Annotated in this window: 22 protein-coding genes; 17 read left to right on the top strand and 5 right to left on the bottom strand. The window is 72.4% G+C overall.

What is annotated here, in order from left to right:
* Positions 1-200: 200 nt before the first annotated feature.
* Both ADL34_RS10585 and ADL34_RS10590 read left to right on the top strand, forming a co-directional pair.
* Positions 201-1,343: an FAD-dependent oxidoreductase gene (locus tag ADL34_RS10585; RefSeq protein WP_062672534.1), complete on the top strand. Its 1,143-nt coding sequence runs from the start codon at positions 201-203 to the stop codon at positions 1,341-1,343.
* Between the two features lie 293 nt (positions 1,344-1,636).
* Complete coding sequence (locus ADL34_RS10590) at positions 1,637-2,068, top strand: hypothetical protein (RefSeq protein ID WP_062672532.1); 432 nt, start codon at positions 1,637-1,639, stop codon at positions 2,066-2,068.
* 24 nt (positions 2,069-2,092) lie between these two features.
* Here ADL34_RS10590 and ADL34_RS10595 read toward each other — a convergent pair whose 3' ends face one another.
* The gene (locus tag ADL34_RS10595) at positions 2,093-2,704 is read right to left on the bottom strand and encodes a TetR/AcrR family transcriptional regulator (RefSeq protein WP_062672530.1); all 612 of its coding nucleotides are present in this window, start codon (positions 2,702-2,704) and stop codon (positions 2,093-2,095) included.
* A 99-nt stretch (positions 2,705-2,803) separates the two neighbouring features.
* On the opposite strand from ADL34_RS10595, the gene ADL34_RS10600 reads away from it, so the two are divergent.
* The 4 genes from ADL34_RS10600 (at position 2,804) to ADL34_RS10615 (ending at position 6,157) form a co-directional block, all read left to right on the top strand.
* Positions 2,804-3,841 (top strand): zinc-binding dehydrogenase, encoded by a 1,038-nt coding sequence (locus tag ADL34_RS10600; RefSeq protein WP_062672528.1) that lies wholly within the window; start codon positions 2,804-2,806, stop codon positions 3,839-3,841.
* Complete coding sequence (locus ADL34_RS10605; protein WP_062672526.1) at positions 3,838-4,440, top strand: NADPH-dependent F420 reductase; 603 nt, start codon at positions 3,838-3,840, stop codon at positions 4,438-4,440. Before ADL34_RS10600 ends, ADL34_RS10605 begins: the two co-directional genes overlap by 4 nt.
* Before the next feature lie 75 nt (positions 4,441-4,515).
* The gene (locus ADL34_RS10610; RefSeq protein ID WP_062672525.1) at positions 4,516-5,628 is read left to right on the top strand and encodes an alkene reductase; all 1,113 of its coding nucleotides are present in this window, start codon (positions 4,516-4,518) and stop codon (positions 5,626-5,628) included.
* Positions 5,629-5,755: 127 nt separating this feature from the next.
* A complete protein-coding gene (locus ADL34_RS10615) occupies positions 5,756-6,157 on the top strand; it encodes a DUF3662 domain-containing protein (RefSeq protein WP_062672523.1) in 402 nt (133 codons plus the stop codon).
* An 8-nt stretch (positions 6,158-6,165) separates the two neighbouring features.
* Here the strand turns inward: ADL34_RS10615 and ADL34_RS10620 are convergent, their stop codons facing one another.
* Positions 6,166-6,912: a hypothetical protein gene (locus ADL34_RS10620; protein WP_062672521.1), complete on the bottom strand. Its 747-nt coding sequence runs from the start codon at positions 6,910-6,912 to the stop codon at positions 6,166-6,168.
* A gap of 93 nt (positions 6,913-7,005) precedes the next feature.
* Between ADL34_RS10620 and ADL34_RS10625 the strand changes: the two genes are divergently transcribed.
* From ADL34_RS10625 to ADL34_RS10655, 7 genes are all read left to right on the top strand, one after another.
* Positions 7,006-7,833, top strand: a complete 828-nt coding sequence (locus ADL34_RS10625; protein WP_062672519.1) for a tetratricopeptide repeat protein — start codon at positions 7,006-7,008, stop codon at positions 7,831-7,833.
* 179 nt (positions 7,834-8,012) lie between these two features.
* Positions 8,013-10,205: a catalase/peroxidase HPI gene (gene katG, locus ADL34_RS10630; RefSeq protein WP_062672517.1), complete on the top strand. Its 2,193-nt coding sequence runs from the start codon at positions 8,013-8,015 to the stop codon at positions 10,203-10,205.
* Between the two features lie 93 nt (positions 10,206-10,298).
* The gene (locus ADL34_RS10635; RefSeq protein ID WP_062672515.1) at positions 10,299-10,997 is read left to right on the top strand and encodes a TetR/AcrR family transcriptional regulator; all 699 of its coding nucleotides are present in this window, start codon (positions 10,299-10,301) and stop codon (positions 10,995-10,997) included.
* A 148-nt stretch (positions 10,998-11,145) separates the two neighbouring features.
* Positions 11,146-12,288: an FAD-dependent oxidoreductase gene (locus ADL34_RS10640; protein WP_062672513.1), complete on the top strand. Its 1,143-nt coding sequence runs from the start codon at positions 11,146-11,148 to the stop codon at positions 12,286-12,288.
* A gap of 30 nt (positions 12,289-12,318) precedes the next feature.
* The gene (locus tag ADL34_RS10645; protein ID WP_062672511.1) at positions 12,319-13,308 is read left to right on the top strand and encodes a phosphotransferase family protein; all 990 of its coding nucleotides are present in this window, start codon (positions 12,319-12,321) and stop codon (positions 13,306-13,308) included.
* Between the two features lie 44 nt (positions 13,309-13,352).
* Entirely contained in the window at positions 13,353-14,375 is a 1,023-nt protein-coding gene (locus tag ADL34_RS10650; protein ID WP_062672509.1) for an LLM class flavin-dependent oxidoreductase, read from the top strand.
* A 20-nt stretch (positions 14,376-14,395) separates the two neighbouring features.
* On the top strand, positions 14,396-14,800 hold the full coding sequence (locus tag ADL34_RS10655) for a hypothetical protein (protein WP_062672507.1): 405 nt from the start codon (positions 14,396-14,398) through the stop codon (positions 14,798-14,800).
* Positions 14,801-14,845: 45 nt separating this feature from the next.
* Here ADL34_RS10655 and ADL34_RS10660 read toward each other — a convergent pair whose 3' ends face one another.
* Both ADL34_RS10660 and ADL34_RS10665 read right to left on the bottom strand, forming a co-directional pair.
* Positions 14,846-15,913, bottom strand: a complete 1,068-nt coding sequence (locus ADL34_RS10660; protein ID WP_062672506.1) for a CU044_5270 family protein — start codon at positions 15,911-15,913, stop codon at positions 14,846-14,848.
* Positions 15,910-16,545, bottom strand: coding sequence for an RNA polymerase sigma factor (locus tag ADL34_RS10665; RefSeq protein ID WP_062672504.1), 636 nt, complete (start codon positions 16,543-16,545; stop codon positions 15,910-15,912). Before ADL34_RS10665 ends, ADL34_RS10660 begins: the two co-directional genes overlap by 4 nt.
* Before the next feature lie 371 nt (positions 16,546-16,916).
* Here ADL34_RS10665 and ADL34_RS10670 point away from each other — a divergent pair, with 371 nt between their 5' ends.
* The 4 genes from ADL34_RS10670 (at position 16,917) to ADL34_RS10685 (ending at position 21,488) form a co-directional block, all read left to right on the top strand.
* The gene (locus tag ADL34_RS10670; RefSeq protein ID WP_062672502.1) at positions 16,917-18,116 is read left to right on the top strand and encodes an MFS transporter; all 1,200 of its coding nucleotides are present in this window, start codon (positions 16,917-16,919) and stop codon (positions 18,114-18,116) included.
* 198 nt (positions 18,117-18,314) lie between these two features.
* A complete protein-coding gene (locus tag ADL34_RS10675; protein ID WP_062672500.1) occupies positions 18,315-19,742 on the top strand; it encodes a cytochrome ubiquinol oxidase subunit I in 1,428 nt (475 codons plus the stop codon).
* Positions 19,743-20,738 carry a cytochrome d ubiquinol oxidase subunit II gene (locus ADL34_RS10680; protein ID WP_062672498.1) on the top strand — a complete coding sequence of 332 codons (996 nt, stop codon included), beginning with the start codon at positions 19,743-19,745 and terminating at the stop codon, positions 20,736-20,738.
* Positions 20,739-20,912: 174 nt separating this feature from the next.
* On the top strand, positions 20,913-21,488 hold the full coding sequence (locus tag ADL34_RS10685) for a hypothetical protein (RefSeq protein ID WP_062672496.1): 576 nt from the start codon (positions 20,913-20,915) through the stop codon (positions 21,486-21,488).
* A 144-nt stretch (positions 21,489-21,632) separates the two neighbouring features.
* On the opposite strand, the gene ADL34_RS10690 is transcribed toward ADL34_RS10685, so the two are convergent.
* Positions 21,633-22,643: an RNA polymerase subunit sigma-70 gene (locus ADL34_RS10690; RefSeq protein ID WP_062672493.1), complete on the bottom strand. Its 1,011-nt coding sequence runs from the start codon at positions 22,641-22,643 to the stop codon at positions 21,633-21,635.
* Positions 22,644-22,702: the final 59 nt, after the last annotated feature.

The following is a 22,702-nucleotide window of genomic DNA, read 5'->3' on the forward strand; positions in this document are numbered from 1 at the left end:
ATGTCTGCCGTACCCATCCATCGTGTATCGGTGACGGCTCGGCCAGGTATCGGACGGCACCCCGGAGCGGTGTCGCCGCTCTGTCGGGGCGCTGTCGGGGCCGTCGGCCCGCTGTCGGTGACGCGTCGGCGGCGGTCGGCACCTTTGCGGTGAGGCCGTCCGGAGCTCACCGGGCGGCTCGCTGACGAAGGAGCGACACCATGCGGACCCCCGTCACGATCATCGGAGCCGGACTCGGCGGCCTCACGCTCGCCCGTGTCCTGCACCTGCACGCCATCCCCGTCACCGTCTACGAGGCAGAGTCCTCCCCCGCGGCTCGTGCGCAGGGCGGACTGCTCGACATCCACGACTACAACGGGCAGCTCGCCGTGCGGGCATGTGAGTTGATGGACGAGTTCCAGACGCTCGTCCTGGAGGGCCGGCAGGCGACGCGGCTGCTCGACCGGGACGGGACGGTCGTGATGGAGGTGCCCGACGACGGTACGGGCGGGCGCCCCGAGGTGCAGCGCGGTGACCTGCGGCAGTTGCTGCTCGACTCCCTGCCCGCGGGCACCGTGCGGTGGGGACACAAGGTCACCGCAGTCCGCGCTCTCGGCGCGGGCCGCCACGAGGTGACGTTCGCTAACGGCGGCACGGTCGTCACGGGCCTGCTGGTGGGCGCGGACGGGGCCTGGTCGCGCGTACGGCCGCTGCTGTCCGCCGCGACGCCCGAGTACACCGGCAAGACGGTGGTGGAGACGTACCTGTTCGACGCCGACACCCGTCATCCCGCCGCCGCGAAGGCCGTCGGTGGCGGCATGCTGATCGCGCCGTCGCCGGGCAGGGAGATCTTCGCCCACCGGGAGAAGGGCGACACCCTGCACGCCTACGTCGGTCTCGCGGAACCGCGGGACTGGTTCGCGGCGATCGACGTCTCCGACCCGGCCGCGGCCCTCGCCCACGTCGCGCAGGAGTTCGCCGGCTGGGCTCCCGAACTCACCGCGCTGATCACCGAAAGCGATGTGGCACCGGTGGTGCGCCCGCTGTACGCCCTGCCGACGGGGCACCGCTGGGACCGGACAGCGGGGGTGACCCTGCTCGGGGACGCCGCCCATCTCGCGGCGCCCAACGGCGAGGGCGCCAACCTGGCCATGCTGGACGGCGCCGAACTGGGCCAGGCGCTCGCCGCGCACCCTGAAGACGCCGAGAGGGCGCTGGCCACGTACGAGGAGGCCATGTTCGCCCGGGCGGCGGAGACGGAGGAAGAGGACTTCATGCCCGGGATCGACTCCCCGGACAACACGGCCCACCGCTTGGTCGCTCTGTTCCAGCAGGCCCAGGAAGGCGCGCAGGGGCAGCGGTGACGCATGCCTGGCCCGCCGGGCGCCGGTGAGACCGGCGCCCGGTGTACGGCGTGCGCACAGTCGGAACCAGACAACCGACGTCTCCCCCACGCGCGTACGATTCGCTCCCGTTCCGTCAGTTCCGCTTGAGCACCCGGCTCAGTCCCGCCGCCACGGCTGTGGTCAGCACCCGACCCGCGCCTTCGGGGACCGCTCACCGTGGTTGCCCGGCAGCCACGATGACGCCGGCGCGAGTTCCCCGGCCGCCATGGCGAGTTGCCTGAGCAAGAGGCCCGCGGTGCGAAGATGTGCCGATGGGGATAAGTGACAGCGAAGGCGTTGAGTACGTGCGGTTCCAGTCGCCGCATCGCAACAGCCGCGGTCAGTTCACCGGGATCTTCGGGCTCGTGAACAACCTGGCGCGGGAGGGCAGGCTGTCGGAGGAGCAGGAGGCTTTCCGGCGCCGCGGCAACCGCTGGTTCGACGCCGCGTACACCGACCCCTCGACCGTCGACCCGAGCGTCTACGACGACACCGTGAACCCTGGCGCCGCCGCGTGGTTCAAGCCGTCGGCCACGCATCTCCTCGCCCGCGTTCCGGGGTACCTGGAGATCCTGTCCGCGCACGGCGTCGAATGCCGGCTTCTGCGCTCCGCCGATCCGGGACGCGTCGTCTACGAGGACGACGTGCAGATCGTGGTCGTGCCGTACGCGCGCAGCAGGCAGGGCAGCATTTCCCGGAGCTGAACCCAGGCTGTCGCCCGGCACCTCTCAGTCCAGCGCGTGCGCGCGGCAGGTCCGCAGGATCTCGTCGGACAGGTCGGGTTCCACGTGGCGCACGGCGCGGGCCAGCACCATCGCGCCGACCATCCGGCTGAGCAGCAGCACCGCCTCGGCGCGGGCCTCCTGAGGGCCGACCCCCCCGTCGGGCTCCCCGTCGTGCTCGCGGGCGAGTTCCGCGGCGAAGCCGGTCAGGTACCCCTCCACTCCCGCCGCGTACGAGCGCTGGATGGTCTCGTCGTGGCGTCCGGCGTCGATCACCAGCGAGGCGGACGGGCAGCCGCCGTCCGGAGCGTCGCGGTGCTCGGCCGAGAGGTAGTCGTCCACCACCCGCCGCAGCGGTGACCCGGCGGGAGCGTCCCCGTCCGCGACGGCCTGCGCGAGCACGCCCAGGGACGCCGCGAAGGAGGCGTTGCACACCTCGACGGCGAGGTCGTCCTTGGACGCGAAGTGGTTGTAGAAGCCGCCGTGCGTCAGGCCCGCCTCCTTCATCAGGTCGGCGATCCCGACGGCGTCGATGCCCTGCGCGCGGAACATGCGCCCGGCCGCCTCCACGATGTTCTGCCGGTTCCTGGCCTTCTCTTCCTTGGTGATCCGCGGCATGTCCGCCCTCCCTCGCGCCCCGACCGTGTTTGACGTTTTCAAGGTTACCTCTCATCATTATTTTGATGATGCTCGTCATCAAAACGGCTTGGAGGAGCCATGCGCACCGTCGTGCACACCCGCCAGGGGGACCCCGCACAGGTCCTCACGCTGAAGGAGGACCCCGGTCCGCCGCCCCGCCCCGGCACCGGACAGGTCCTCGTCCGCCTGCTGGTCCGGCCCGTCCATCCGGGCGACCTGGTCGGCGTGGAGGGCCTGCCGGGGCTCCCGGAACAGCGGCCGCCCGAAGTCCGGACTCCCGGCGTGGAGGGCATGGGCGTCGTCGAGAGCGTCGGACCGGACGTGCGGGCACTGCGGCCCGGTCAGCGCGTCGCCGTCTTCCCCGCACCCGGCACCTGGGCCGACTTCGTCGTCGTCGCGGCCGACCGGGCCGTGCCGGTGCCGGAGGGAGTCGGTGACGAGACCGCGGCGCTGATGCTGGTCAATCCGCTGACCCTGCTCATGCTCCACCGAGCGCTGGAGAACGCCTTGGGCGAGCACGAGGGGCCCGTCCTCCAGACGGCCGCCGGTTCGTCCATCGGGCGGCTCGTGAGCGCGGCCGCCGTCCGGCACGGTCTGCCCTTGGTCAATCTCGTCCGCGCCGCGTCCGGCGCCCGCCAGATGCGGAGCCTGTATCCCACACTGCCGGTCATCGCGACCAGCGACGACGACTGGCGGGAGCAGGTACGGCACCACACCGGCGGTCGCCCCCTCCAGGTCGTCCTGGACTGCGTCGGGGGCGCCCTGACCCAGGACCTCGTCACGCTGCTCGCCGACGGCGGCACGCTGATCACCTACGGCCGGCTCGGCTCCGGCACGACGGCCCTGGAGGAACTGCCCCTGGTCCAGCGGGGACTGACGGTCCGGGGCGTGACGGTGTGGCACTGGACCCACCGCACCCCGGACGAGCGGGCCCGGGACGTCGCCTTCGCCCTGGACCTCGCCCAGAACACGCCGGACCTGCTCGAGGTGGCCGCCCGCTACGACCTCGCCGACGTCAGAGCGGCCGTCGAGCACGCCCGTCGCCCGGGAAAGAGCGGCACCGTCCTGCTCACCTCCGAGCGGTCGACCGGCACCCGAGAGGAGGCCGTCCGATGAGGATCGGGATGCTCGGAGCCGGAACCATCGCCCAGGCGATCGCGCGGCACGCCATCCGGCACGGTCACGAGGTCGTGCTCAGCAACAGCCGAGGGCCCGGCTCCCTGGCCCCCCTGGTCGAGGAGCTCGGCACCCTCGCATCGGCCGGAACCCCCGCGGAGGCCACCGCCGCGGATCTCGTCGTCCTCGCCGTCGGCTGGCCGCAGATCCGCGATGTCGCCGCCCGGCTCCCTCACCTTGACGGGACCGTCGTCATCGACGCCACCAACCAGTTCGAGGCCCTTCCACCGCACCCACGGATCGCCGACCTGGGCGATCTCACCGGGAGCGAGTACGTGGCCTCCCTGCTCCCCGGCGCCCGTGTGGTCAAGGCCTTCAACTCCCTCTTCGCGCAGTACATCGCACCCGACCCCCGCCATGAGGCCGGGCGGCAGGTGCTGTTCCTCGCGGGCGACGACACCGACGCCAAGAACACCGTGATCGGTCTGACGTCGGCGTTCGGCTTCGCGCCCGTCGACCTCGGAAGCCTGCGTGAGGGAGGGCGTCTCATGCAGCTCGGCGGTCCGCTGTCCGGCCTCCACGCCCTCAAGCAGGACTGAACCCACCCCTTCTGCTCGTCCACCCACCCTCCCCGCGACCGCGAGGAGGACACCGACCTCACGAAAGAGACCTTCATGTCCGACCAGACCCCGGCACCCGACACCCAGCCGCTCCTGCGTCCCGTCCGGCTCGGCGCGCTCGAACTGCCCAACCGGGTCGTCATGGCGCCCATGACGCGCGCCCGCGCCACCAACGCCGGACTCACCCCCACCGAGCTGCACTCCACGTACTACGCGCAGCGGGCCGGCGCCGGCCTGATCATCAGCGAGGGGACCTGGGTCAACCCGGAGGCGATCGGCTACATCCACGTCCCCGGCATCTACACCGACGAACAGACCGCCGGCTGGGCCGAGGTCACCGAGTCCGTGCACGCGGCGGGAGGCAGGATCGTCTCCCAGATCGGGCATCTGGGTGCCGTCTCGCACCCGGACCACCAGGGCGGCCGCCTTCCCGTCGGCCCGTCGGCGGTCGACCCGCAGGAGACGTCCTTCACCACCGCCGGCCCCAAGGCCACCGTCACGCCGCGCGCCCTGAGCGGCGCGGAGATCGCGGACACCGTACGCGACTACCGGCAGGCCGCCGCCAACGCCCTGCGCGCCGGGTTCGACGGCCTGGAGATCCACGCACAGGGCTCCCACCTCATCGCCCAGTTCCTCAACCCCCGACTCAACCGGCGCACCGACGCGTACGGCGGCACCAGCGAGAAGCGCGCCCAGCTCCTCCTCGACATCGTGGAGGCCGTCAGCGACGTGTGGGGCGGCGAACGCGTCGGCGTCAAGCTCTCCCCGTACTGGAACGCCGGGCCCGCCTTTCCCGCGGACGCCGAGACCCTGGCCGACTACGACCAGCTGCTGAAGCGCCTCGGCGACAGCGACCTGGCCTATCTCCACCTCGTCGGCCCGGCGCCGGGCGCGCACACGGACGACACGTTCACCGCGTTCTCCCGCTTCCGCAGCCAGTACCGCGGCGCCGTCGTCGCCAACCTCGGCTTCACGCAGGCGACGGCGAACGAGCTGCTCGAACGGCGGTTGGCGGACGCGGTCTCCTTCGGCGCGCCCTTCATCGCCAACCCGGACCTCGTCGACCGCTTCGCCCACGGCCACCCGCTGGCCGACGGCGACCGCGACACGTATTACGCCGGTGGAGTGGAGGGCTACACGGACTACCCCACGGTGGCCGGCTCCTGAGGGCTCGCCCATTCGGGTGAGGGGACATGGAAGGCGGGATCCGAGGCAATGAAGTCGGCGTTCTGGGCACCCGCCTTCCATGGCGTGACGCGAGGCCGTGACGACGGGACAGAGGAGTGGCGTGCGGATGAGCAACCTCACGGGATGGGAACAGGCCCTGGAGCGGGTCGGCGGGCGGCTGTGGGAGCGATGGTTCCCCAAGGAGCCGGTCGAGCTGGTGGCCGCGCTGCGGCGCGAGTGCGACCGTCAGGCGGTCGTCTGCAGCGAGAACCGGGTCGTGGTGCCGAACGCCTACGACGTGGAGCTCGCCGAGCACGTCCACGCCGAACTCGTCGGCCAGGGCGCCCGGGTGGGGCAGGTCCTCACCGACAAGCTGGCGCAGTACGGCGCACGGCGCGGCTACGAGTGGGCCGGGCCTCTTGCCGTGCACGTGACCACGTCCCGTGACGTCCCGAACGACCGGTACCGGGTGACGAGCAAGGCGATGGCGCACGTCAGCGCCGTCGGCTTCCCCTCCGTCAGCGGCTGACGCGTTCCTCAGTCCGTCGCCTCCTGCCAGGCTCCGGGACTGCGGTGGTGGTTCCGGTGGCCCGCGGCCAGCACCTGGCGCAGACGGGCGAGGTGCGGGGTCCCCGGTAGGAGGTCCAGCCGGTCGAGGAGTTCCAGCGCCGCGGCCGGTTCCAGGTCGCCGTAGACGTCGTGGAAGCCGGCCCGCAGACCTCGGAAGAGAGCCATGTGCAGGGCGGGAAGCCGCGCGGCGACCTCGTACGCCCTCTCCTTCACCGGCCACGGCACCGGGCCGGAGCATTCGAGGACCCGGACGGCCCGCCGGAGTCGGGCCTGCGAGCGCTCCGTCACCACGCGGTCGATGTCGTTGCCCAGCACCTCGGCGAACGCCCGCGCGCACGTGGCGCGGTCCTCGAACCAGTCCACCCACAGGGAGTAGGTGACCACCTCGGCGTCCCTGGCAGCCTCCAGCCGTCGGCGGTAGCCGTCCCAGAGCACGTCCTGCGGCAGCGGGCCGTCCGGGCCCTCGTCGGCGAACCGGATCTCGCAGGTGACCCAGTAGGCGTCGAGGAGGTCCAGCAGCCCGAACGCCAGCCGCACCTGGTCGGCCGCGTCCAGGTCCTCGGCGAACACGTCACCGGCCCAGCGCCGCGCCACCTGGTCGGGGGGCAGCGGCGCCTGCGCCTTCTCGTCGCTCACCCAGCCGCCGGGCACCTGGTGGACGCCGTTGACGGCCGGCCAGTGCCGCGCCGCCTCCACGGCCCCATGCCTCTCCATGCGGGGAGTATGCCAACCGCCGTACCGCGCCGGGTCCGTCGCCCCTTTCGCCTCGTCACCGAGCGGTCCGGGCGGGATGCGTATGCTCCGGGCATGAGATTCTTCCGACGCGGCCGACGTGACGACGAGGGCATGGACGGAACGCCGGTCGCCGAGGCCAAAGCCCTGTACGAGGCAGGGCGTTACGCCGAGGCGGAGGCCGAGGCCCGCGCCGTGGCCCGGTCGCGGCCGGGCGAGGACGAGTACACGGCCGCGGCGCTGAACATCGCCGCGCTCGCGACGGGCGCCCAGGGCCGGCACGCCGACGCGGTCGCCACGTACGACGAGGCACTGCCCGTCTTCAGGGGGCTGTTCGGGGCCGATCACTTCCTGACCCTGAAACTGCGCTCGGACCGCGCCCAGCAGATGGTGTCGCTGGACCGGTACGCCGAGTCCGAGGCGGAGTGCGCGGCGGTCGCCGAGGCGGCGGGGCGCGGTACCGGCCCCGAGATGGCCTTCCTGGCATCGGCCGCCCGCAACGGGCTGGTCTTCGCGCTCAACGCGCAGGGCCGCCACAAGGAGGCCGAGACGCACGCCCGCGAGGCCCTGGCCGCCCATGCCGCACAGGATCGGGCCGCCCTGGTCCTGCGGCTCGGACTTGCGCGGAGCCTCAACGGCCAGGCACGCCACGACGAGGCACTCGCCGTGGCCGAGAGCGCCGGTGAGCTGTACCGCGCGCTGCCCGCGGGCCACCGCCACCCGGACACGGGTGCCGTCGAACTGGTCCTCGGCAACGCCCTGTTGGGGCTGGGACGCACCTCGGACGCCCGTCACCGGGTCGCGGTCGCCCACGACGCCTGCCTGGCGTCCTTCGGCCCGGATCACCGACGCACGGTCGAGGCCGCCACGCTGCTCGAGCAGATCGACGGCACCCCGTCGTAGCCGCGCGCCGCCGCACACTCCCTCGCACGGCGGGCGGTGGCGGCGCGCCCGGATTTCCCTCCTGTGGGCGCCATGGCACCCCGTGCGCGCGTGTCGGATTGCCCGGTGCGGCCGAAGCACCCACCGTCAGGAGAAGAATCCGGCAAAAGGGATACGACACCAGGAAGCAGGACGCGCACATGCCCGGCAGTGAGAGCGAGAACCCGGCAATCCCCTCCCCCACCCCGACGGCCACCCGGCCCCGGACGAATCGGGACTGGTGGCCGAACCAGCTGGACCTCCAGGTCCTCCACCAGCACTCGTCGCGTTCGAACCCACTGGACCCCGACTTCGACTACGCCAGGGAGTTCGCTTCCCTCGACGTCGAGGCGCTGAAGCGGGACGTGTTCGAGGTGATGACGACGTCGCAGGACTGGTGGCCTGCCGACTACGGGCACTACGGTCCGCTCTTCATCCGGATGAGCTGGCACTCGGCGGGGACGTACCGGATCGCGGACGGCCGGGGCGGTGGCGGCACCGGCGCGCAGCGGTTCGCCCCGCTGAACAGCTGGCCGGACAACGCGAGCCTGGACAAGGCGCGCCGCCTGCTGTGGCCGGTCAAGCAGAAGTACGGGAAGAAGATCTCCTGGGCGGACCTCCTGGTCTTCGCCGGGAACTGCGCCATGGAGTCCATGGGCTTCAAGACGTACGGGTTCGCCTTCGGGCGGGAGGACCTGTGGGAGCCCGAGGAGATCTTCTGGGGCCCGGAGGACACCTGGCTCGGCGACGAGCGCTACAGCGGTGACCGCGAGCTCACCGGCCCGTTCGGCGCCGTCCAGATGGGGCTCATCTACGTCAACCCGGAGGGCCCCAACGGCACGCCCGACCCGATGGCCGCCGCCCGGGACATCCGGGAGACGTTCGGCCGTATGGCGATGAACGACGAGGAGACGGTGGCGCTCATCGCGGGCGGTCACACGTTCGGCAAGTGCCACGGCGCGGTCGACCCGAGCTACATCGGCCCGGAGCCGGAGGGCGCGCCCGTCGAGCAGCAGGGCCTGGGCTGGCGGAACACGTACGGCACCGGCAAGGGTTCCGACGCGCTCACCAGCGGGCTCGAAGGGGCGTGGACGTACGAGCCGACCAAGTGGGACAACGGGTTCTTCGACAACCTCTTCCGCTACGACTGGGAGCTCACGACCAGCCCGGCCGGCGCCCACCAGTGGACGCCCACCGACCCGGACGCCCGGGGCAAGGTGCCCGACGCCCACGACCCGTCCAAGCGGCACGCGCCCATCATGCTGACGACGGACCTCGCGCTGAAGCTGGACCCGGTCTACGGGCCGATCTCCAAGCGCTTCCACGAGAACCCGGAGGAGTTCGCGCTCGCGTTCGCCAAGGCGTGGTTCAAGCTGCTGCACCGTGACATGGGCCCCCGCTCGCGCTACCTCGGCCCGTGGATCCCCGAGCCGCAGCTGTGGCAGGACCCGGTGCCCGACGTCGACCACGACCTGGTCGGGGAGCCGGACATCGCCGCCCTCAAGCGCACGGTCCTCGACTCGGGCCTGACCGTCTCCCAGCTCGCGACCACCGCCTGGGCCTCGGCGGCCAGCTTCCGCGGCACCGACAAGCGCGGCGGCGCCAACGGAGCGCGCATCCGGCTCGCCCCGCAGAAGGACTGGGAGCTCAACGACCTCCCCGAGATCACCGAGACGATCCGCAGGCTCGAGCAGATCCAGCAGGACTTCAACAACTCCCGGACGGACGGCACGCGGATCTCCCTCGCCGACCTCATCGTCCTGGGCGGCTGCGCCGCCGTCGAGAAGGCGGCGGCCGACGCCGGGCACGAGATCACCGTCCCCTTCGCGCCGGGGCGCACGGACGCCACGCAGGAGCAGACGGACGTGAGCACCTTCGACGTCCTGGAGCCCGCGGCCGACGGGTTCCGCAACTACCTGCGGTCCGGGGAGAAGCTCTCCCCGGAGACGCTGCTGCTGGACCGTGCCAACCTGCTCACCCTCACCGCTCCGGAGATGACCGTCCTGATCGGCGGCATGCGCGCCCTCGGCACCGGCTTCAAGGGCGCCCGGCACGGCGTCCTCACCGACCGGCCCGGGGCACTGACCACCGACTTCTTCGTCAACCTCCTCGACATGGGAACGGAGTGGTCCACGTCCACGTCGGACGAGAACGTGTACGAGGGCCGCGACCGTGTCACCGGCGACGTCAAGTGGACCGCCACGGCCGTCGATCTCGTGTTCGGCGCGGACTCCCAGCTGCGCGCCGTCAGCGAGGTCTACGCCGCCCGGGACGCCGACGCGAAGTTCGTCCGTGACTTCGCGTCCGCCTGGGACAAGGTGATGAACCTCGACCGGTACGACCTTCGGCGCTGACAGTCGCACTCTCCGCCGGCCGGCCCGCCGCACGCCCCGTGCGGCGGGCCGGCCGGCGCGTGCGGGACGAACACGTTCGTTAGCATCGGCGTCATGGTTGCGAGAAGAGAGCCGGTCAGCCGCCGTGAGCGTCCCGCCAAGCCCGCCCTGTCCCGGCGGGTGATCGTCGAGACGGCGGTCGCGCTCATGCGGGCCGAAGGGCTGGACAAGGTCACCATGCGCCGGCTGGCGCAGGAACTGGACACCGGCGCGGCCTCGCTCTACGTCTACGTGGCCAACACCGCCGAGCTGCACGCGGCCGTGCTGGACGCCCTCCTGGGCGACGTCGATCTGACGGGCGCGGACGCCGGGGACGACTGGCGGGAGCAGCTGCGGGCCGTCGTCACCTCGTACACCCTCGTGCTGTTCGCGCACCCCCAGCTCGCCCGGTCCGCACTCGTGGCCCGGCCCAGCGGCGAGAACTACCTGCGGCTGGTCGACCGTGTGCTGGACCTGCTGTCCCGCAGCGGGGCCTCCCGGGCGCAGGTCGCCTGGGGCGTGGACAAGGTGCTCCAGGACGCGACCGCCACCGCTGCCGAGCACTCCGCCCAGGAGCGTGACCCGGCGGCCGCGGACGACTGGAACGCCGCCGTCGCGGCCCTGCGCGGCGCCGGCGAGGACACGCACCCGGCGATCGCCGCCCATATGCCCGAGCTGATCAGCGGTACCGCCCAGGAACGGCTGCGCTGGGGCTTCGACGTGATCGTCAACGGCATCACGCACACACCCGTCTCCGGTTCGTCCGCCGGCTGACCCCTCCCGCGTCCCGAGACCACCGTCGCCGCCGCCGTCATCGTCCCGACCCATACCCATGAACGAACTTGTTCGTCACGAACATGTTCGTTACGGTGGATGCGGGCCCGCACCCCAGGCCCGCACCCACCACCCACCGGAGGCGAACATGACCATCCCCCATCACCCCATCGCGATCATCGGCGGCGGTCTCGGCGGTCTCGTCGCCGCCCGCGTCCTGCACACCCACGGCATCGAGGCGGCCGTCTTCGACCTCGAGGACGGGCCCGAGGCCCGGACGCAGGGCGGCATGCTCGACATCCACGAGGAGAGCGGGCAGGAGGCCCTGCGTGCGGCGGGTCTGTACGACGCGTTCCGGGCGATCGTCCACCCCGGCGGTCAGGCCCTGCGCCTGGCCGGGCCCGACGGCACCGTCCTCGTGGACATCGCGGACGACGGCTCCGGAGGCCGCCCCGAGGTCGACCGCGGCGATCTGCGCGACCTGCTGCTGGCCTCCCTGCCCGACGGCATGATCCGGTGGGGGCGCAAGGCGACCGGTGCGCGTCCCCTCGGCGACGGCCGCCACGAGGTCAGGTTCGCCGACGGTTCTGCCGTCACCACCGGACTGCTGATCGGCGCGGACGGCGCCTGGTCACGCGTCCGCCCCCTCCTCTCCGCCGCCCGGCCCGCCTACACCGGCATCTCCTTCGTCGAGACGGACCTGTACGACGCCGACACCCGGCACCCGCGCGGCGCGGCCCTCGTCGGTGGTGGCTCCTTCATGTGCCTCGGCGACGAACGCGGCATCCTCGCCCACCGCGAGACCGACGGCAGCCTTCACGTCTACACGGCCCTCAAGGCGGACGAGGACTGGCTCGGCACCGTCGACTTCACCGATCTCGACCTCGCGAAGAAGGCGGTGCTCGCCCATCTCGAGGGCTGGCACGAGGACCTGCGCGGCCTGGTCGCCGAGGCGCGGACCGTCACGCCGCGCCACATCCACGCCCTGCCCGTCGGGCACCGCTGGGACCGCACCCCCGGGGTGACCCTGCTGGGCGACGCCGCCCACCTCATGTCGCCGTTCGCCGGTGAGGGCGCCAATCTGGCCCTGCAGGACGGCGCCGAACTGGCTCTCGCCCTGGCCGCGCACCCCGGCGACACGGAGACCGCCCTCGCCCGCTACGAGGAGACCCTCTTCCCGCGCGGCCGGGCAGCCGCCGCCGAGTCCGCCGACAACCTGCGGACCATGTTCGCCCCCGACGGCCTCCAGCGGATGGCCGGGTTCTTCGGCTCCCACCCGGGTGCGGCCTGACCCTGCGAGCCGCCCCGGTAGGGTCGCCGGATGCGCCGATTCGCGGAGGACGAAGCCCTGTCGGAGGTCGTACGGGAAGCGCTGGGGGCGGCGGCTCGGGTCGTCGGCGTGGAGCGCTTGCGCGGCGGGAGCAAGAAGGGCGTGTACCGCGTCCACACGGACGGGCCGCGGCCGGCGCGGGTGATCGTCTACAGCTGGGCGGAGGCCGAGAACTACTGGCCCGCCGCGGACGGCGTGGACGCGGCCGATCCCTTCGCCCCGGCCTCCGGCCTCGTCCCGTTCCTGGCCGCTCAGCGCACGCTGGACGGTCTCGGCGTCCGGGTCCCGGCCGTCCTCTTCACCGACGACAGCCGAGCCCGGTATCCGGCGGACGTGGCGGTCGTCGAGGACGTCGCCGGTGGCACGCTGGAAGCCCTGCTGGAGGCGGATCCGGCACGGGCGTCGGGGGCCATGTGCGAGCTGGCCGCCATGCTGAACGTGATGCACGGACAGCGCAGCGCGGCGTACGGCCGTGTGGACGTGCTGGCACGCGGCGACACGGCACCCGGGGAGTCGTGTCAGGAGCTGGTGCTGGAGCGGGCCCTCGGCGATCTCGCCGAGGCGGCCGGCCGGGACCCGCGGATCGGTTCGGCCGCGGCCCCCCTGCGGGACCGGCTGCGGGAGCTGTCCGCGCGGGTGGCTCCGCGCACCGGACACGGCCTGGTCCACGGCGAGCTCGGGCCCGACCATGTCCTCGTCGACGCCGCCGGGCAGCCCGTCCTCATCGACATCGAGGGCCTGATGTACTTCGACGTCGAGTGGGAGCACGTGTTCCTGAGGCTGCGCTTCGGCGAACGGTATCCGGCCCTCTCCCGCCCCGGACTCGATCCCGCACGCCTCGACCTGTACACGCTCGCCACGCACCTCTCCCTCGTGGCGGGTCCGCTGCGCCTCCTCGACGGTGACTTCCCGCACCGCGCCGTCATGCGCGGGATCGCGGACCACAACGCGGGGGCGGCGCTGGCCCTGCTGCCGAGCTGACCAGGGGCGGGAATCAACGAGGAGGTCGGGGCGCTGGGGAGAGTGTGAAGAGAATCGGCTTCCTCTCCTTCGGCCACTGGTCGCCCGGCGAGTACTCCCGGACCCGGACGGCCGCGGACATGCTGCACCAGTCGATCGACCTCGCGGTCGCCGCCGAGGAGATCGGCGTGGACGGCGCGTACTTCCGGGTGCATCACTTCGCCCGGCAGGCGGCCAGCCCGTTCCCGCTGCTCGCGGCGATCGGGGCGCGGACCTCGAGGATCGAGATCGGCACCGGCGTCATCGACATGCGCTACGAGAATCCGCTCTACATGGCGGAGGACGCGGGCGCAGCGGACCTCATCGCCGGCGGCCGGCTCCAGCTCGGCATCAGCCGGGGGTCACCGGAGCAGGTCGTCGACGGCTGGCGGCTGTTCGGACACGAACCCGCTCCCGGCGAGTCGGGCACCGACATGGCGCGCCGCCGCACCGAGGAGTTCCTGAAGGTCCTCGACGGCGAGGGGTTCGCCGAGCCCAACCCGCGGCCGATGTTCCCCAACCCGCCCGGTCTGCTGCGCGTCGAGCCGCACTCCGAGGGGCTGCGCGACCGGATCTGGTGGGGCTCCGGGTCGAACGCGACCGCCGTCTGGGCCGGTGAGCTCGGGATGAACCTCCAGAGCTCGACGCTGAAGGACGACGAGACCGGCGAGCCGCTGCACGTCCAACAGCGCAAGCAGATCGAGGCGTACCGGGAGGCGTACCGGAAGGCGGGCCACACACGGGAGCCCCGGGTGTCGGTCAGCCGCAGCATCTTCGCCCTCACGAACGACCTCGACCGGGCGTACTTCGGGCGGGACCGGCAGTCCCGGGACCAGATCGGCATGATCGACGACACGACCCGGGCCATCTTCGGGCGGTCGTACGCCGGCGAGCCGGACGAACTGGTGAAGCTCCTCCAGGAAGACGAGGCGATCCAGGCCGCCGACACCCTGCTGCTGACGATCCCGAACCAGCTGGGAGTGGACTACAACACCCACGTGCTGGAGAGCATCCTCACGCACGTGGCACCGGAACTCGGCTGGCGCTGAGCGGGTGGCACAGTGAGGCCGTGAGTTACAGCATCTTCCTGCTCCGTTTCGTGGACGGCGAGCCCGTCGCCCTGGACACCGACCTCCTGCTGCGGATGACGGAGCCGTACGTCGTGCCGGGGGGGCGCGACGACGGCATCTCCGAGCTGCGCGCGCAGGACGGCGGTGAGGCCGACCTCTACCACGCCTCCGAGGACGAGGAGGGGCTGAGGTGTGTGACGGCCAACCACTTCGCCCGCGGGGAGATCAGTGGTCTCCTCGCCCGGCTCGCCCTGGGCCTCGGGGCCGTGATCCTGCCCCAGGACGGCGGCGCCCTCATCTTTCGTGAGGAGGAGCGCCGCCATCTGCCTGCCGCCTTCCAGGACGGCGCGGTCGTCATCGCGCCGACCGCGGACGCCTTTCAGGCGGCGTTGGAGGCGTGCTGACGCGCCGTGAAGGAGGGCGGCGGCCAGTGTGGCCGTCGGCTGCGGTCAGCTCGCTCCTCCGGGGACCTGCTTGTTCGCGTCGACGACGGCCCGCTGGGTGATCGCGCTGGTGAACACGACGGTGCCCACCTTGAACGGGCTGTCCTCCACGGCCTTGACCACGACGACGCGTTCGCCGAGAAAACGCAGCGTCTTCTTGTCGAAGATCCACTCCGTGCGCTCCCCGGTGTCGTCCTCCCGCGCGATGGCGACGCCGTGCCGGCCCGTGGCGTCGACCGCGTCGTCCACCGCGACGACCCCGGGGATCCTGGCTGCCGCCTTGTAGAGGGCCGCGCTGACGTCGGCGGGCGGGTAGCTCTCGGTCAGCAGGTCCCCGATGGCGACGAACGCGGCCTGGTCACGCGGGACCTCGTGGTCCCGGGTGGCGTCCGACTCGCGGTAGATGCGCCGCAGCAGCGCGTCGGGGTCGGTCGGGAGCGTGGCGAGGACGTCGTAGGCGCCGCTCATCACCACCTTGCCGGCGAGGGTGATGCCCTCGTCGCCCGTCTGACCGGGTTCGATCAGCCAGCCGTCCTTGCCGTCGAGGGAGTTCCACACCTGACGGGGGTGCAGTTCCTCGCTGACCACCGTGGTCCTGTCGCCGACGGTGCGGGGGTAGGTGCTGGCCACCTTCGACTCGATGTAGATGTACTGACCCTCGCGCGGCGTCTGCGTGGAGGTGTCGGCCGCGGCCAGGGAGATCCGGTCGAGGAGCCTGGGGGCACCCTTGACGTCGGCGGCGCCGACCGTGGTGGTCAGGGCCGGGCCGGTGGCCAGCGAGGTCGTGCCGGCGTCCGGGGCGCCGCTGCTGAGGGCGAGGCCGCCCGCGACCGCTCCGGCCAGCGCGAGGGCCGCCACGGGCAGCAGGACCGTACGGCGCAGGAACGGGTTGGGGCGGCGCTTCGGGGGCTCGGGGCGGGTGGTGGTGCGCAGGTCTTCGTGGATCCGGGCCATCAACTGCTCCTTGTGGAACTGGTGGCGGCCCGCCGGCAGATCCCGCTCGACACAGGGCAGCAGGCTCTGCGTCTCCGTCCACTCAGCCGGGTGAGGCTGGTGGGAGGGGCTGGCGTTCATCGGTTTCCTTCCTGTGCGGACCGGACCGCGTAGCCGCGGTCATCCTGTATCTGCCGGTATGCGGGGGTGGGTTCCCGTTGTTCGCGGAGCAGTTGCGCGTCGGTGAGGCGGCGCAGCTTGCCGCGGGCGCGGGACAGGCGGGAGCGGACGGTCCCGACGGGGACGTCCAGGACGCGCGCCGCTTCGGCGTACGCCATCCCCTCGTGCAGGCACAGGGTCAGCACCTCGCGCTCCGGGCGCTTGAGCAGACTGAGGGCGGTCAGCGTGGCCTGGAGCGTGCGCCGGTCGTCCACGCGTCCGGCGATCGCCTCGGCGTGGTCCTCGACGTCCTTCATCGCGGCCGCGGCGGCGCTCGCGGCGGCGCGGTAGCGGCGGTCGCTGCGATGGTGGGAGCGCGCCACGTTGGTGGCGATGCCCAGCAACCACGGCCGTAGCGTGCCCCCTTCGGCATCGACCGTGTCCCTGCGCCGCCAGGCCTCCATGAACGTCGTCGCCATGACGTCCTCGGCCGTCGCCCAGTCGGCGGTCAGGCGGAAGGCGTGGTTGTACACCGCGCGGGCACACTCGTCGAACAGTTCCGCGAAGGCATCCGGGTCCCCGTTGCGCACCCGCGCTCGTCTCTCTGTGGTCACGACCTGAACTGTCGGCTCGAGCGGTGGAGTTCCCGTGAGCTGGCTCACACCCGGGCTACCGGAGGCCCCGTCAGCCTCCCGTCCTGACGGCATTGTTCACCACGGTGGAGGCCTGCGTCGCCCGGCTGCCCACCGCTCGGGCCGTGATCGTCACGGAGATCAGGCGGCGCCCCGTGCCGGGCGCGGGCGGGCTCACCCTGCGTGCCCTGGCGAATCGGACCCCGGGGTGCGCGGGCACCCGCTCGGGCGGGTCGCCCTCGGCCGGCGCGCGCGGCGCACCGCGTGCGATGGCCGCCTGTGGTGAGCTGAGCACGTCGAGCCGGCTCCGTGCGCGGGGGCCGCCGCGCCCCGGCGACCCCAGGAAGGGCGGAATGACGCAACCCAGGCAGCGGGATTTCCCCTGGTACGTCGTCGCGGCCGTGGTGTTCGCCGTGGGCATGGCCGGCACCACGCTGCCCACACCTCTGTACGGGCTCTACCGTGAGGAGATCGGCTTCTCGCAGTTCATGATCACGGTGATCTTCGCGGTCTACGCCGTCGGGGTCATCGTGGCACTGCTGCTGGCCGGCAACTTCTCCGACATCATCGGCCGCCGGCCGGTGATCTTCACCGCGCTGGTGCTGTCGGTCCTGTCCGCGCTCTGTTTCCTCTTCGAGGACGGTCTCCCCCTGCTGTTCGCGGGCCGGGTGTTCTCGGGGTTCGCGGCCGGGCTGCTCAGCGGCGCCGCCACCGCGGCCGTCACCGAACTGGCCCGCCCCGACGAGCGGGCGCGCGCCGCCTTCGCGGCCACCGCGGCGAACATGGGCGGGCTGGGGTGCGGCCCGCTGCTGGCCGGGATCCTCGCCGAGTACGCCCCCCACCCGCTGAGTCTGCCCTTCCTGGTCCACCTCGGGATGCTGGCCGTCGCCATGGTCCTGGTGGCGGCACTGCCCGAGTCCGTGCACCCGCCGGTCCCGCGTCCGCCGCTGCGCCCCGAGGGCATGGTGGTGCCGCCGCCGACGCGGTCCGTCTTCGTGCCTGCCGCGCTTGCGTCCTTCGCCGGATTCTCGGTGCTGGGCCTGTTCACCGCCACGGCCCCGTCGTTCGCCGCGCAGTACCTGGGCGTCGACAACCTGGCCGTGGCCGGCGCGATCGTGCTGGCGGTCTTCCTGGCCTCCACCGCGGGGCAGCTCCTGAGCCGCGGCGGCCCCGGCCGCGCGCTGCCGCTGGGCTGCGCGATCCTGATCGTCGGCCTCGTCCTGATCGGCGGCTCCCTGCTGGCGGAGTCCCTGGGGCTGCTGGTCGCGGGCGCGGTCGTCGCCGGGGTCGGGCAGGGCATGTCGTTCCGCGCCTCCGTCGCCACGGTGGCGCGGGCCGCCCCCGCCGAGCAGCGGGGCGCGACGATCTCCGCGCTCTTCGTCACCGCCTACGTCGGCATCTCACTGCCGGTGGTCGGCATCGGTGCCCTCTCCGTCCCGCTCGGGCTGCGGAGCGCCGGGCTCATCTTCGTGGGGTGCGTCATCGCCGTCGCGGCCGCGGTGACGGTCCGGCTCGTGCGGCGGGGTGACGGTCCACCTCGTGCGGCGGGGTGACGTCGCCTCACGGACCGACACCGCCCGGCGGTGACGCGGGCGTACGTCCGGGGCGGGGCCGGGGCCGTGGCCTAGCATGACCGACGTACCAAAAGTGATATTTCGGTCATGGGGGTGAAGGGTGAGCCCACGCGGATCCGCACCTGAGTACCACCCTCCCCTCCCCCGCGCACCCGCCTGTCCGGACGAAAAGACACGATGCTCACACTCGACGCGGTCCTGCACGGTCTCGCCACCGCTGCGGACGAGCCCGCCCAATTACTCCCCGCGCGCCAGCAGATGGCCTTCACGCTGGGCTTCCACATCATCCTGGTGCCGTTCGGCGTCGCCCTGACCAGCCTCACGCTCATCGCCCACTACCGAGGGCTGCGGCACGGCGACTCCACCGCCCTGCTCCTGGCGCGGCGCTGGTCGAAGGCGGCCGCCGTCCTGTTCGCCGTCGGCGCGGTCACCGGCACCGTCCTCACCTTCGAACTGGGCGTCCTGTGGCCCGGCTTGATGGGGACCTACGGTTCCGCCTTCGGGTTCCCGTTCTCCATCGAGGGCCTGTTCTTCTTCCTGGAGGCGATCTTCGTCTCGATCTACATCTACGGCTGGAACCGGCTGCCCCCGTGGGCCCACTTCTGGACCGGTGTCCCGGTGTCACTGTCCGGGATCGGCGGCACCGCCTCGGTCGTCGCCGCGAACAGCTGGATGAACCAGCCCGGCGGCATCACGATGCGCGACGGGAAGGTCGTCGACGTCGAGCCGGCCAAGGTGTTCTTCAACGGCGCGTTCTGGGGCGAGACGATCCACATGCTGCTGGCCGCGTACATCGTGGCGGGCTTCACCGTCGGCGGCGTGTACGCGGCCGGTCTGCTGCGGGGGCGCGACAACCGCTACCACCGCACCGGATTCCTCATCGGCTTCGTCACGGCCGCCTGCCTCATGCCGGTCCAGCTGCTCGTGGGCGACACGATCGCCCGTGACGTCTTCAACGACGAACCCGCCAAGTTCGCCGCGATCGAGATGGTGCCCACCACCGACGACCACGTACCGGAGACACTGGGCGGCGTCATGATCGACGGCGAGGTCCGCTACGGCTGGCAGATCCCCGACCTCGGCTCGATCCTGGCCGACTTCTCACCGTCCACCACGATCAAGGGCCTCGACGCGATCCCGGCCGACGTACGGCCCGACGACCGCACGGTGAGCGTCGTCCACCTCGCCTTCGACGTCATGGTCGGCACGGGCAGCCTGCTGATGCTGCTGGCTGTGTGGTTCGCCTGGCTCTGGTACCGGCACCGGCGCGTCCCGGAGAACCGCTGGTTCCTGCGCGCCGCCGCCGTCAGCGGCGCCCTCGCCGTGGTGTGCCTGGAGAGCGGATGGGTCGTCACCGAGGTGGGACGGCAACCGTGGACCGTCGTCGGCCTGCTGCTGACCCGCGACGCGGTGACCACCGAAGGCAACATCTGGGCGCTCTTCGCCTGCGTCCTGGCGCTGTACTGCGCGGTCGGCGCCGCCGCGATCTGGGTGCTGCGCTCCATGCGGCGGCGCTGGCGCGCGGAGGGCGACGACAACGTGACCGTCCCCTACGGCCCGGCGCCCGAGCCCGCGGCCGCCCGTCCGGGACCGAGGGAGCAGTAGATGCAGGACACCGTCGCCATCCTCCTGTTCGTCGGCGTGATCGCCTACGCCCTGCTCGGCGGGGCCGACTTCGGGGCCGGGTTCTGGGACCTCACCGCCGGGGGCGCCGACCGCGGCCGCCGCCCCCGGCACCTGATCGACGCCTCCATCGGACCCGTGTGGGAGGCGAACCACACCTGGCTGATCTACTGCCTGGTCATCCTGTGGTCCGGCTTCCCCACCGCGTTCACCGCGATCACCACGACGCTGTATCTGCCGCTGGTGTTGGCCGCCCTCGGCATCGTCCTGCGCGGGGCCGGCTTCGCCTTCCGGCACAACGCCCTGCGCACACCCGAACAGCGGCTGTACGGGGCGGTGTTCGCGCTGTCCAGCGTCCTCACGCCGTACAGCTTCGGGGCGATCGCCGGGGCCATCGCCTCCGGCCGGGTGCCGACGGGCGGCAACGGCAACGCGCTGACGAGCTGGAACCACCCGACGTCCCACCTGGGCGGCGTCCTGGCCGTCGTGGTCTGCGCCTACCTCGCCGCCGTGTACCTGCACGTGGAGGCGAGGCGCGCGGGCGACACCGCCCTGGCCCGGTACTTCCGCGACCGGGGGCTCGCCGCGGCGGCCGCGGCCGGGGCGGTGTCCGTGGCCGGCATCTTCGTCCTGCGCTCCGACGCCGAGCGGCTGTTCCACGACCTCAGCCATGTCGCGCTGCCGCTCGTCGTCGGGGCCGCGGTGTGCGGCGTGGCCTGCATCGTCCTGCTGCTCACCCGTCGCAGGATCCTGCTGCGGCAGACGGCGGCGGCGGCCGTGGCGCTGGTGGTGTGCGGGTGGGGGGTCGCCCAGTACCCGTATCTGCTGGGCACCCATCTCACACTCGACGAAGGCGCCTCCCCCCGGGCCACGTTGCAGGTGCTGATCGTCGTGGCCTGCGTCGCCGGGGTCACGGTCCTCCCCTCCCTCGTCCTGCTGTTCCGGCTCGCGGGCCGGGGACGCCTCACCATCCACTAGTCACGGCGGCCCGGGGCCGGGCCGGGCCGATGGTCCCTATCGGCGGGCGGGTGCGGGCGGCCCCCGGACGACCGCAGGCCGAGGCCACGGTTGAATGAGCGGATGGATGAACGGACGCAGGGCCGTAGGGACGCACGGACGCAGGGCCGTATGAACGAGCAGTCGGATGGGCGGATGGATGAGACCGCCGCAGTGCGCCTCCGGCAGGCCGTCCGGCGCATCGCGGACCGCACCCGGGACCGTGCCGCGACCGGGCTGGGCCCGGAGGAGGCCGACGAGGTCACCGGGACGTTCGGCACGGACGGCGCGCTCGGCTTCGACCCGTTCCCGTTCCTGCGGGCGCTTCACGAGGCCGGTTCCCGGGCGGTGGTCGTCGGCCAGGTGGCCGGCATCCTGCACGGCTCCACTGAACCGACGGGCGACCTCGACCTGTTGTGGGACGGCACGCCCGAGCAGGCGGACGCCCTGCGCCGGGCCCTGATCGCCTCGGGCTGCACGGACCTGCCCGCACTGGACCGCCCGCAGGTGCTCTACCGCGTGACCGGAGCGAGCGGCGACCTCTGCACACCCGCCCTGCCGTGGGGCGCCATGGACGTCACCCCCTGCCTCGACCGCCCCGCGGTCACCTACGACCCGGCGGGCTTCGCCATCCTCTACGCCGGCCTGGACGACCTGATCCAGATGCGGCGCGCCCTGGGCCGCCCCAAGGACCAGCGCCGCGCGGCCGAACTCGAGGGCCTGCGCGCCTGACGCTTCACAGCGCGCGGGGGCGTGTCGGCCACCCCTCGTGGAGAGGAAGGCCGTCATCACGGCGAACCCGGGCAGCGGGCTCGCCTCGCCACCCTCCGGGATCTCAAAGTCTTCGCCGCCGCCGGGACCGTGAGTCGCTGCCGGTCACCGGGACACCTCCGTGTCGTCCGCCGGCAGGCGGTCCGGGAGGCCGAGGTGGGGGAACTGGTCGCCGTCGAAGATGGTGATCTCCGTGATCGCCCCGCCCGTGACGCGCAGGACGTCGATCGTCAGCGGCAGGTACGCGTTCTCCCCCTCCCGCCAGAGGTAGTAGGCGACGGCGGGCTGGCGGTTCACGGCGGTGGGGAGGGGCCGCAGGCCCTTCATGCCCTCGTAGCCGTCCTCGATCCAGCTGTTCACGACCGCGTCGCGGCCGACGGCCAGACCCGGCGTGGGCGGCATCGAGCAGCGGACGTCGTCCCGGAGCATCGCGGTGAGCGCCGGGATGTCCGTGGCCACGCTGGCCTCGGTGAAGCGGCGCACGAGGTCGCGGGTCCCGGCGTCCTCCACACCGCCGGTCCAGTCCTGGCGCTCGGCGGGCAGGTGCTCGCGCAGGCCGGCGCGGGCCCGCTGGAGGGCGCTGTTGACGGAGTTCACCGAGTCGCCCAGGAACTCCGCGACCTCCTTGGCCCGCCAGCCGAGGACATCCCGCAGGATCAGCACGGCCCGGGGGCGCGGCGCGAGATGCTGGACGGCGACCAGGTAGGCCAGCTCGATCGTCTCCCGGGCGACGGCGACGGCTTCCGGCTCGTCGGCGCCGTCCGCGGACACTTCGTCGAGCAGGCGGTCCGGATAGGGCTGCAGCCAGGGCACCTCGCCGCCCGCCGCCGGTTCCGGGCGGCACCTGGCGAGCAGGTCGAGGCAGGCGTTGGTGGCGATCCGGTACAGCCAGGCCCGGAACGTCGACCGCCCCTCGTACGTCTCCCGGCGGCGCCAGGCGCGCAGGAACGTCTCCTGCACGGTGTCCTCGGCGTCCTCGAACGACCCGAGCATCCGGTAGCAGTGCACGTGCAGCTCCCGCCGGTGCCGCTCGACCAGGCCCGCGAACACCGGCTCCTCGATCTCGCCCAGCCCGTGCGGGGCCAGGTCCTCCTCCAGCCGTGTGTCGGCACTCATCGCGTCGTCCTTCCACCTCGTCGTGTCCCGTCGTACGTGTGACGGGTGGGAGCCCGGAA

It is taken from the genome of Streptomyces sp. NRRL WC-3605 (assembly GCF_001509795.1).
Classification (GTDB): Bacteria; Actinomycetota; Actinomycetes; order Streptomycetales; family Streptomycetaceae; genus Streptomyces; species Streptomyces viridochromogenes.

Excerpts from the sequence above, each read along its gene's own strand:
- ADL34_RS10585 (WP_062672534.1), top strand. The coding sequence starts at position 201 with ATGCGGACCCCCGTCACGATCATCGGAGCCGGACTCGGCGGCCTCACG.
- ADL34_RS10590 (WP_062672532.1), top strand. The coding sequence starts at position 1,637 with ATGGGGATAAGTGACAGCGAAGGCGTTGAGTACGTGCGGTTCCAGTCG.
- ADL34_RS10595 (WP_062672530.1), bottom strand. The coding sequence starts at position 2,704 with ATGCCGCGGATCACCAAGGAAGAGAAGGCCAGGAACCGGCAGAACATC.
- ADL34_RS10600 (WP_062672528.1), top strand. The coding sequence starts at position 2,804 with ATGCGCACCGTCGTGCACACCCGCCAGGGGGACCCCGCACAGGTCCTC.
- ADL34_RS10605 (WP_062672526.1), top strand. The coding sequence starts at position 3,838 with ATGAGGATCGGGATGCTCGGAGCCGGAACCATCGCCCAGGCGATCGCG.
- ADL34_RS10610 (WP_062672525.1), top strand. The coding sequence starts at position 4,516 with ATGTCCGACCAGACCCCGGCACCCGACACCCAGCCGCTCCTGCGTCCC.
- ADL34_RS10615 (WP_062672523.1), top strand. The coding sequence starts at position 5,756 with ATGAGCAACCTCACGGGATGGGAACAGGCCCTGGAGCGGGTCGGCGGG.
- ADL34_RS10620 (WP_062672521.1), bottom strand. The coding sequence starts at position 6,912 with ATGGAGAGGCATGGGGCCGTGGAGGCGGCGCGGCACTGGCCGGCCGTC.
- ADL34_RS10625 (WP_062672519.1), top strand. The coding sequence starts at position 7,006 with ATGAGATTCTTCCGACGCGGCCGACGTGACGACGAGGGCATGGACGGA.
- katG (WP_062672517.1), top strand. The coding sequence starts at position 8,013 with ATGCCCGGCAGTGAGAGCGAGAACCCGGCAATCCCCTCCCCCACCCCG.
- ADL34_RS10635 (WP_062672515.1), top strand. The coding sequence starts at position 10,299 with ATGGTTGCGAGAAGAGAGCCGGTCAGCCGCCGTGAGCGTCCCGCCAAG.
- ADL34_RS10640 (WP_062672513.1), top strand. The coding sequence starts at position 11,146 with ATGACCATCCCCCATCACCCCATCGCGATCATCGGCGGCGGTCTCGGC.
- ADL34_RS10645 (WP_062672511.1), top strand. The coding sequence starts at position 12,319 with ATGCGCCGATTCGCGGAGGACGAAGCCCTGTCGGAGGTCGTACGGGAA.
- ADL34_RS10660 (WP_062672506.1), bottom strand. The coding sequence starts at position 15,913 with ATGAACGCCAGCCCCTCCCACCAGCCTCACCCGGCTGAGTGGACGGAG.
- ADL34_RS10670 (WP_062672502.1), top strand. The coding sequence starts at position 16,917 with ATGACGCAACCCAGGCAGCGGGATTTCCCCTGGTACGTCGTCGCGGCC.
- ADL34_RS10675 (WP_062672500.1), top strand. The coding sequence starts at position 18,315 with ATGCTCACACTCGACGCGGTCCTGCACGGTCTCGCCACCGCTGCGGAC.
- ADL34_RS10680 (WP_062672498.1), top strand. The coding sequence starts at position 19,743 with ATGCAGGACACCGTCGCCATCCTCCTGTTCGTCGGCGTGATCGCCTAC.
- ADL34_RS10685 (WP_062672496.1), top strand. The coding sequence starts at position 20,913 with ATGGATGAGACCGCCGCAGTGCGCCTCCGGCAGGCCGTCCGGCGCATC.
- ADL34_RS10690 (WP_062672493.1), bottom strand. The coding sequence starts at position 22,643 with ATGAGTGCCGACACACGGCTGGAGGAGGACCTGGCCCCGCACGGGCTG.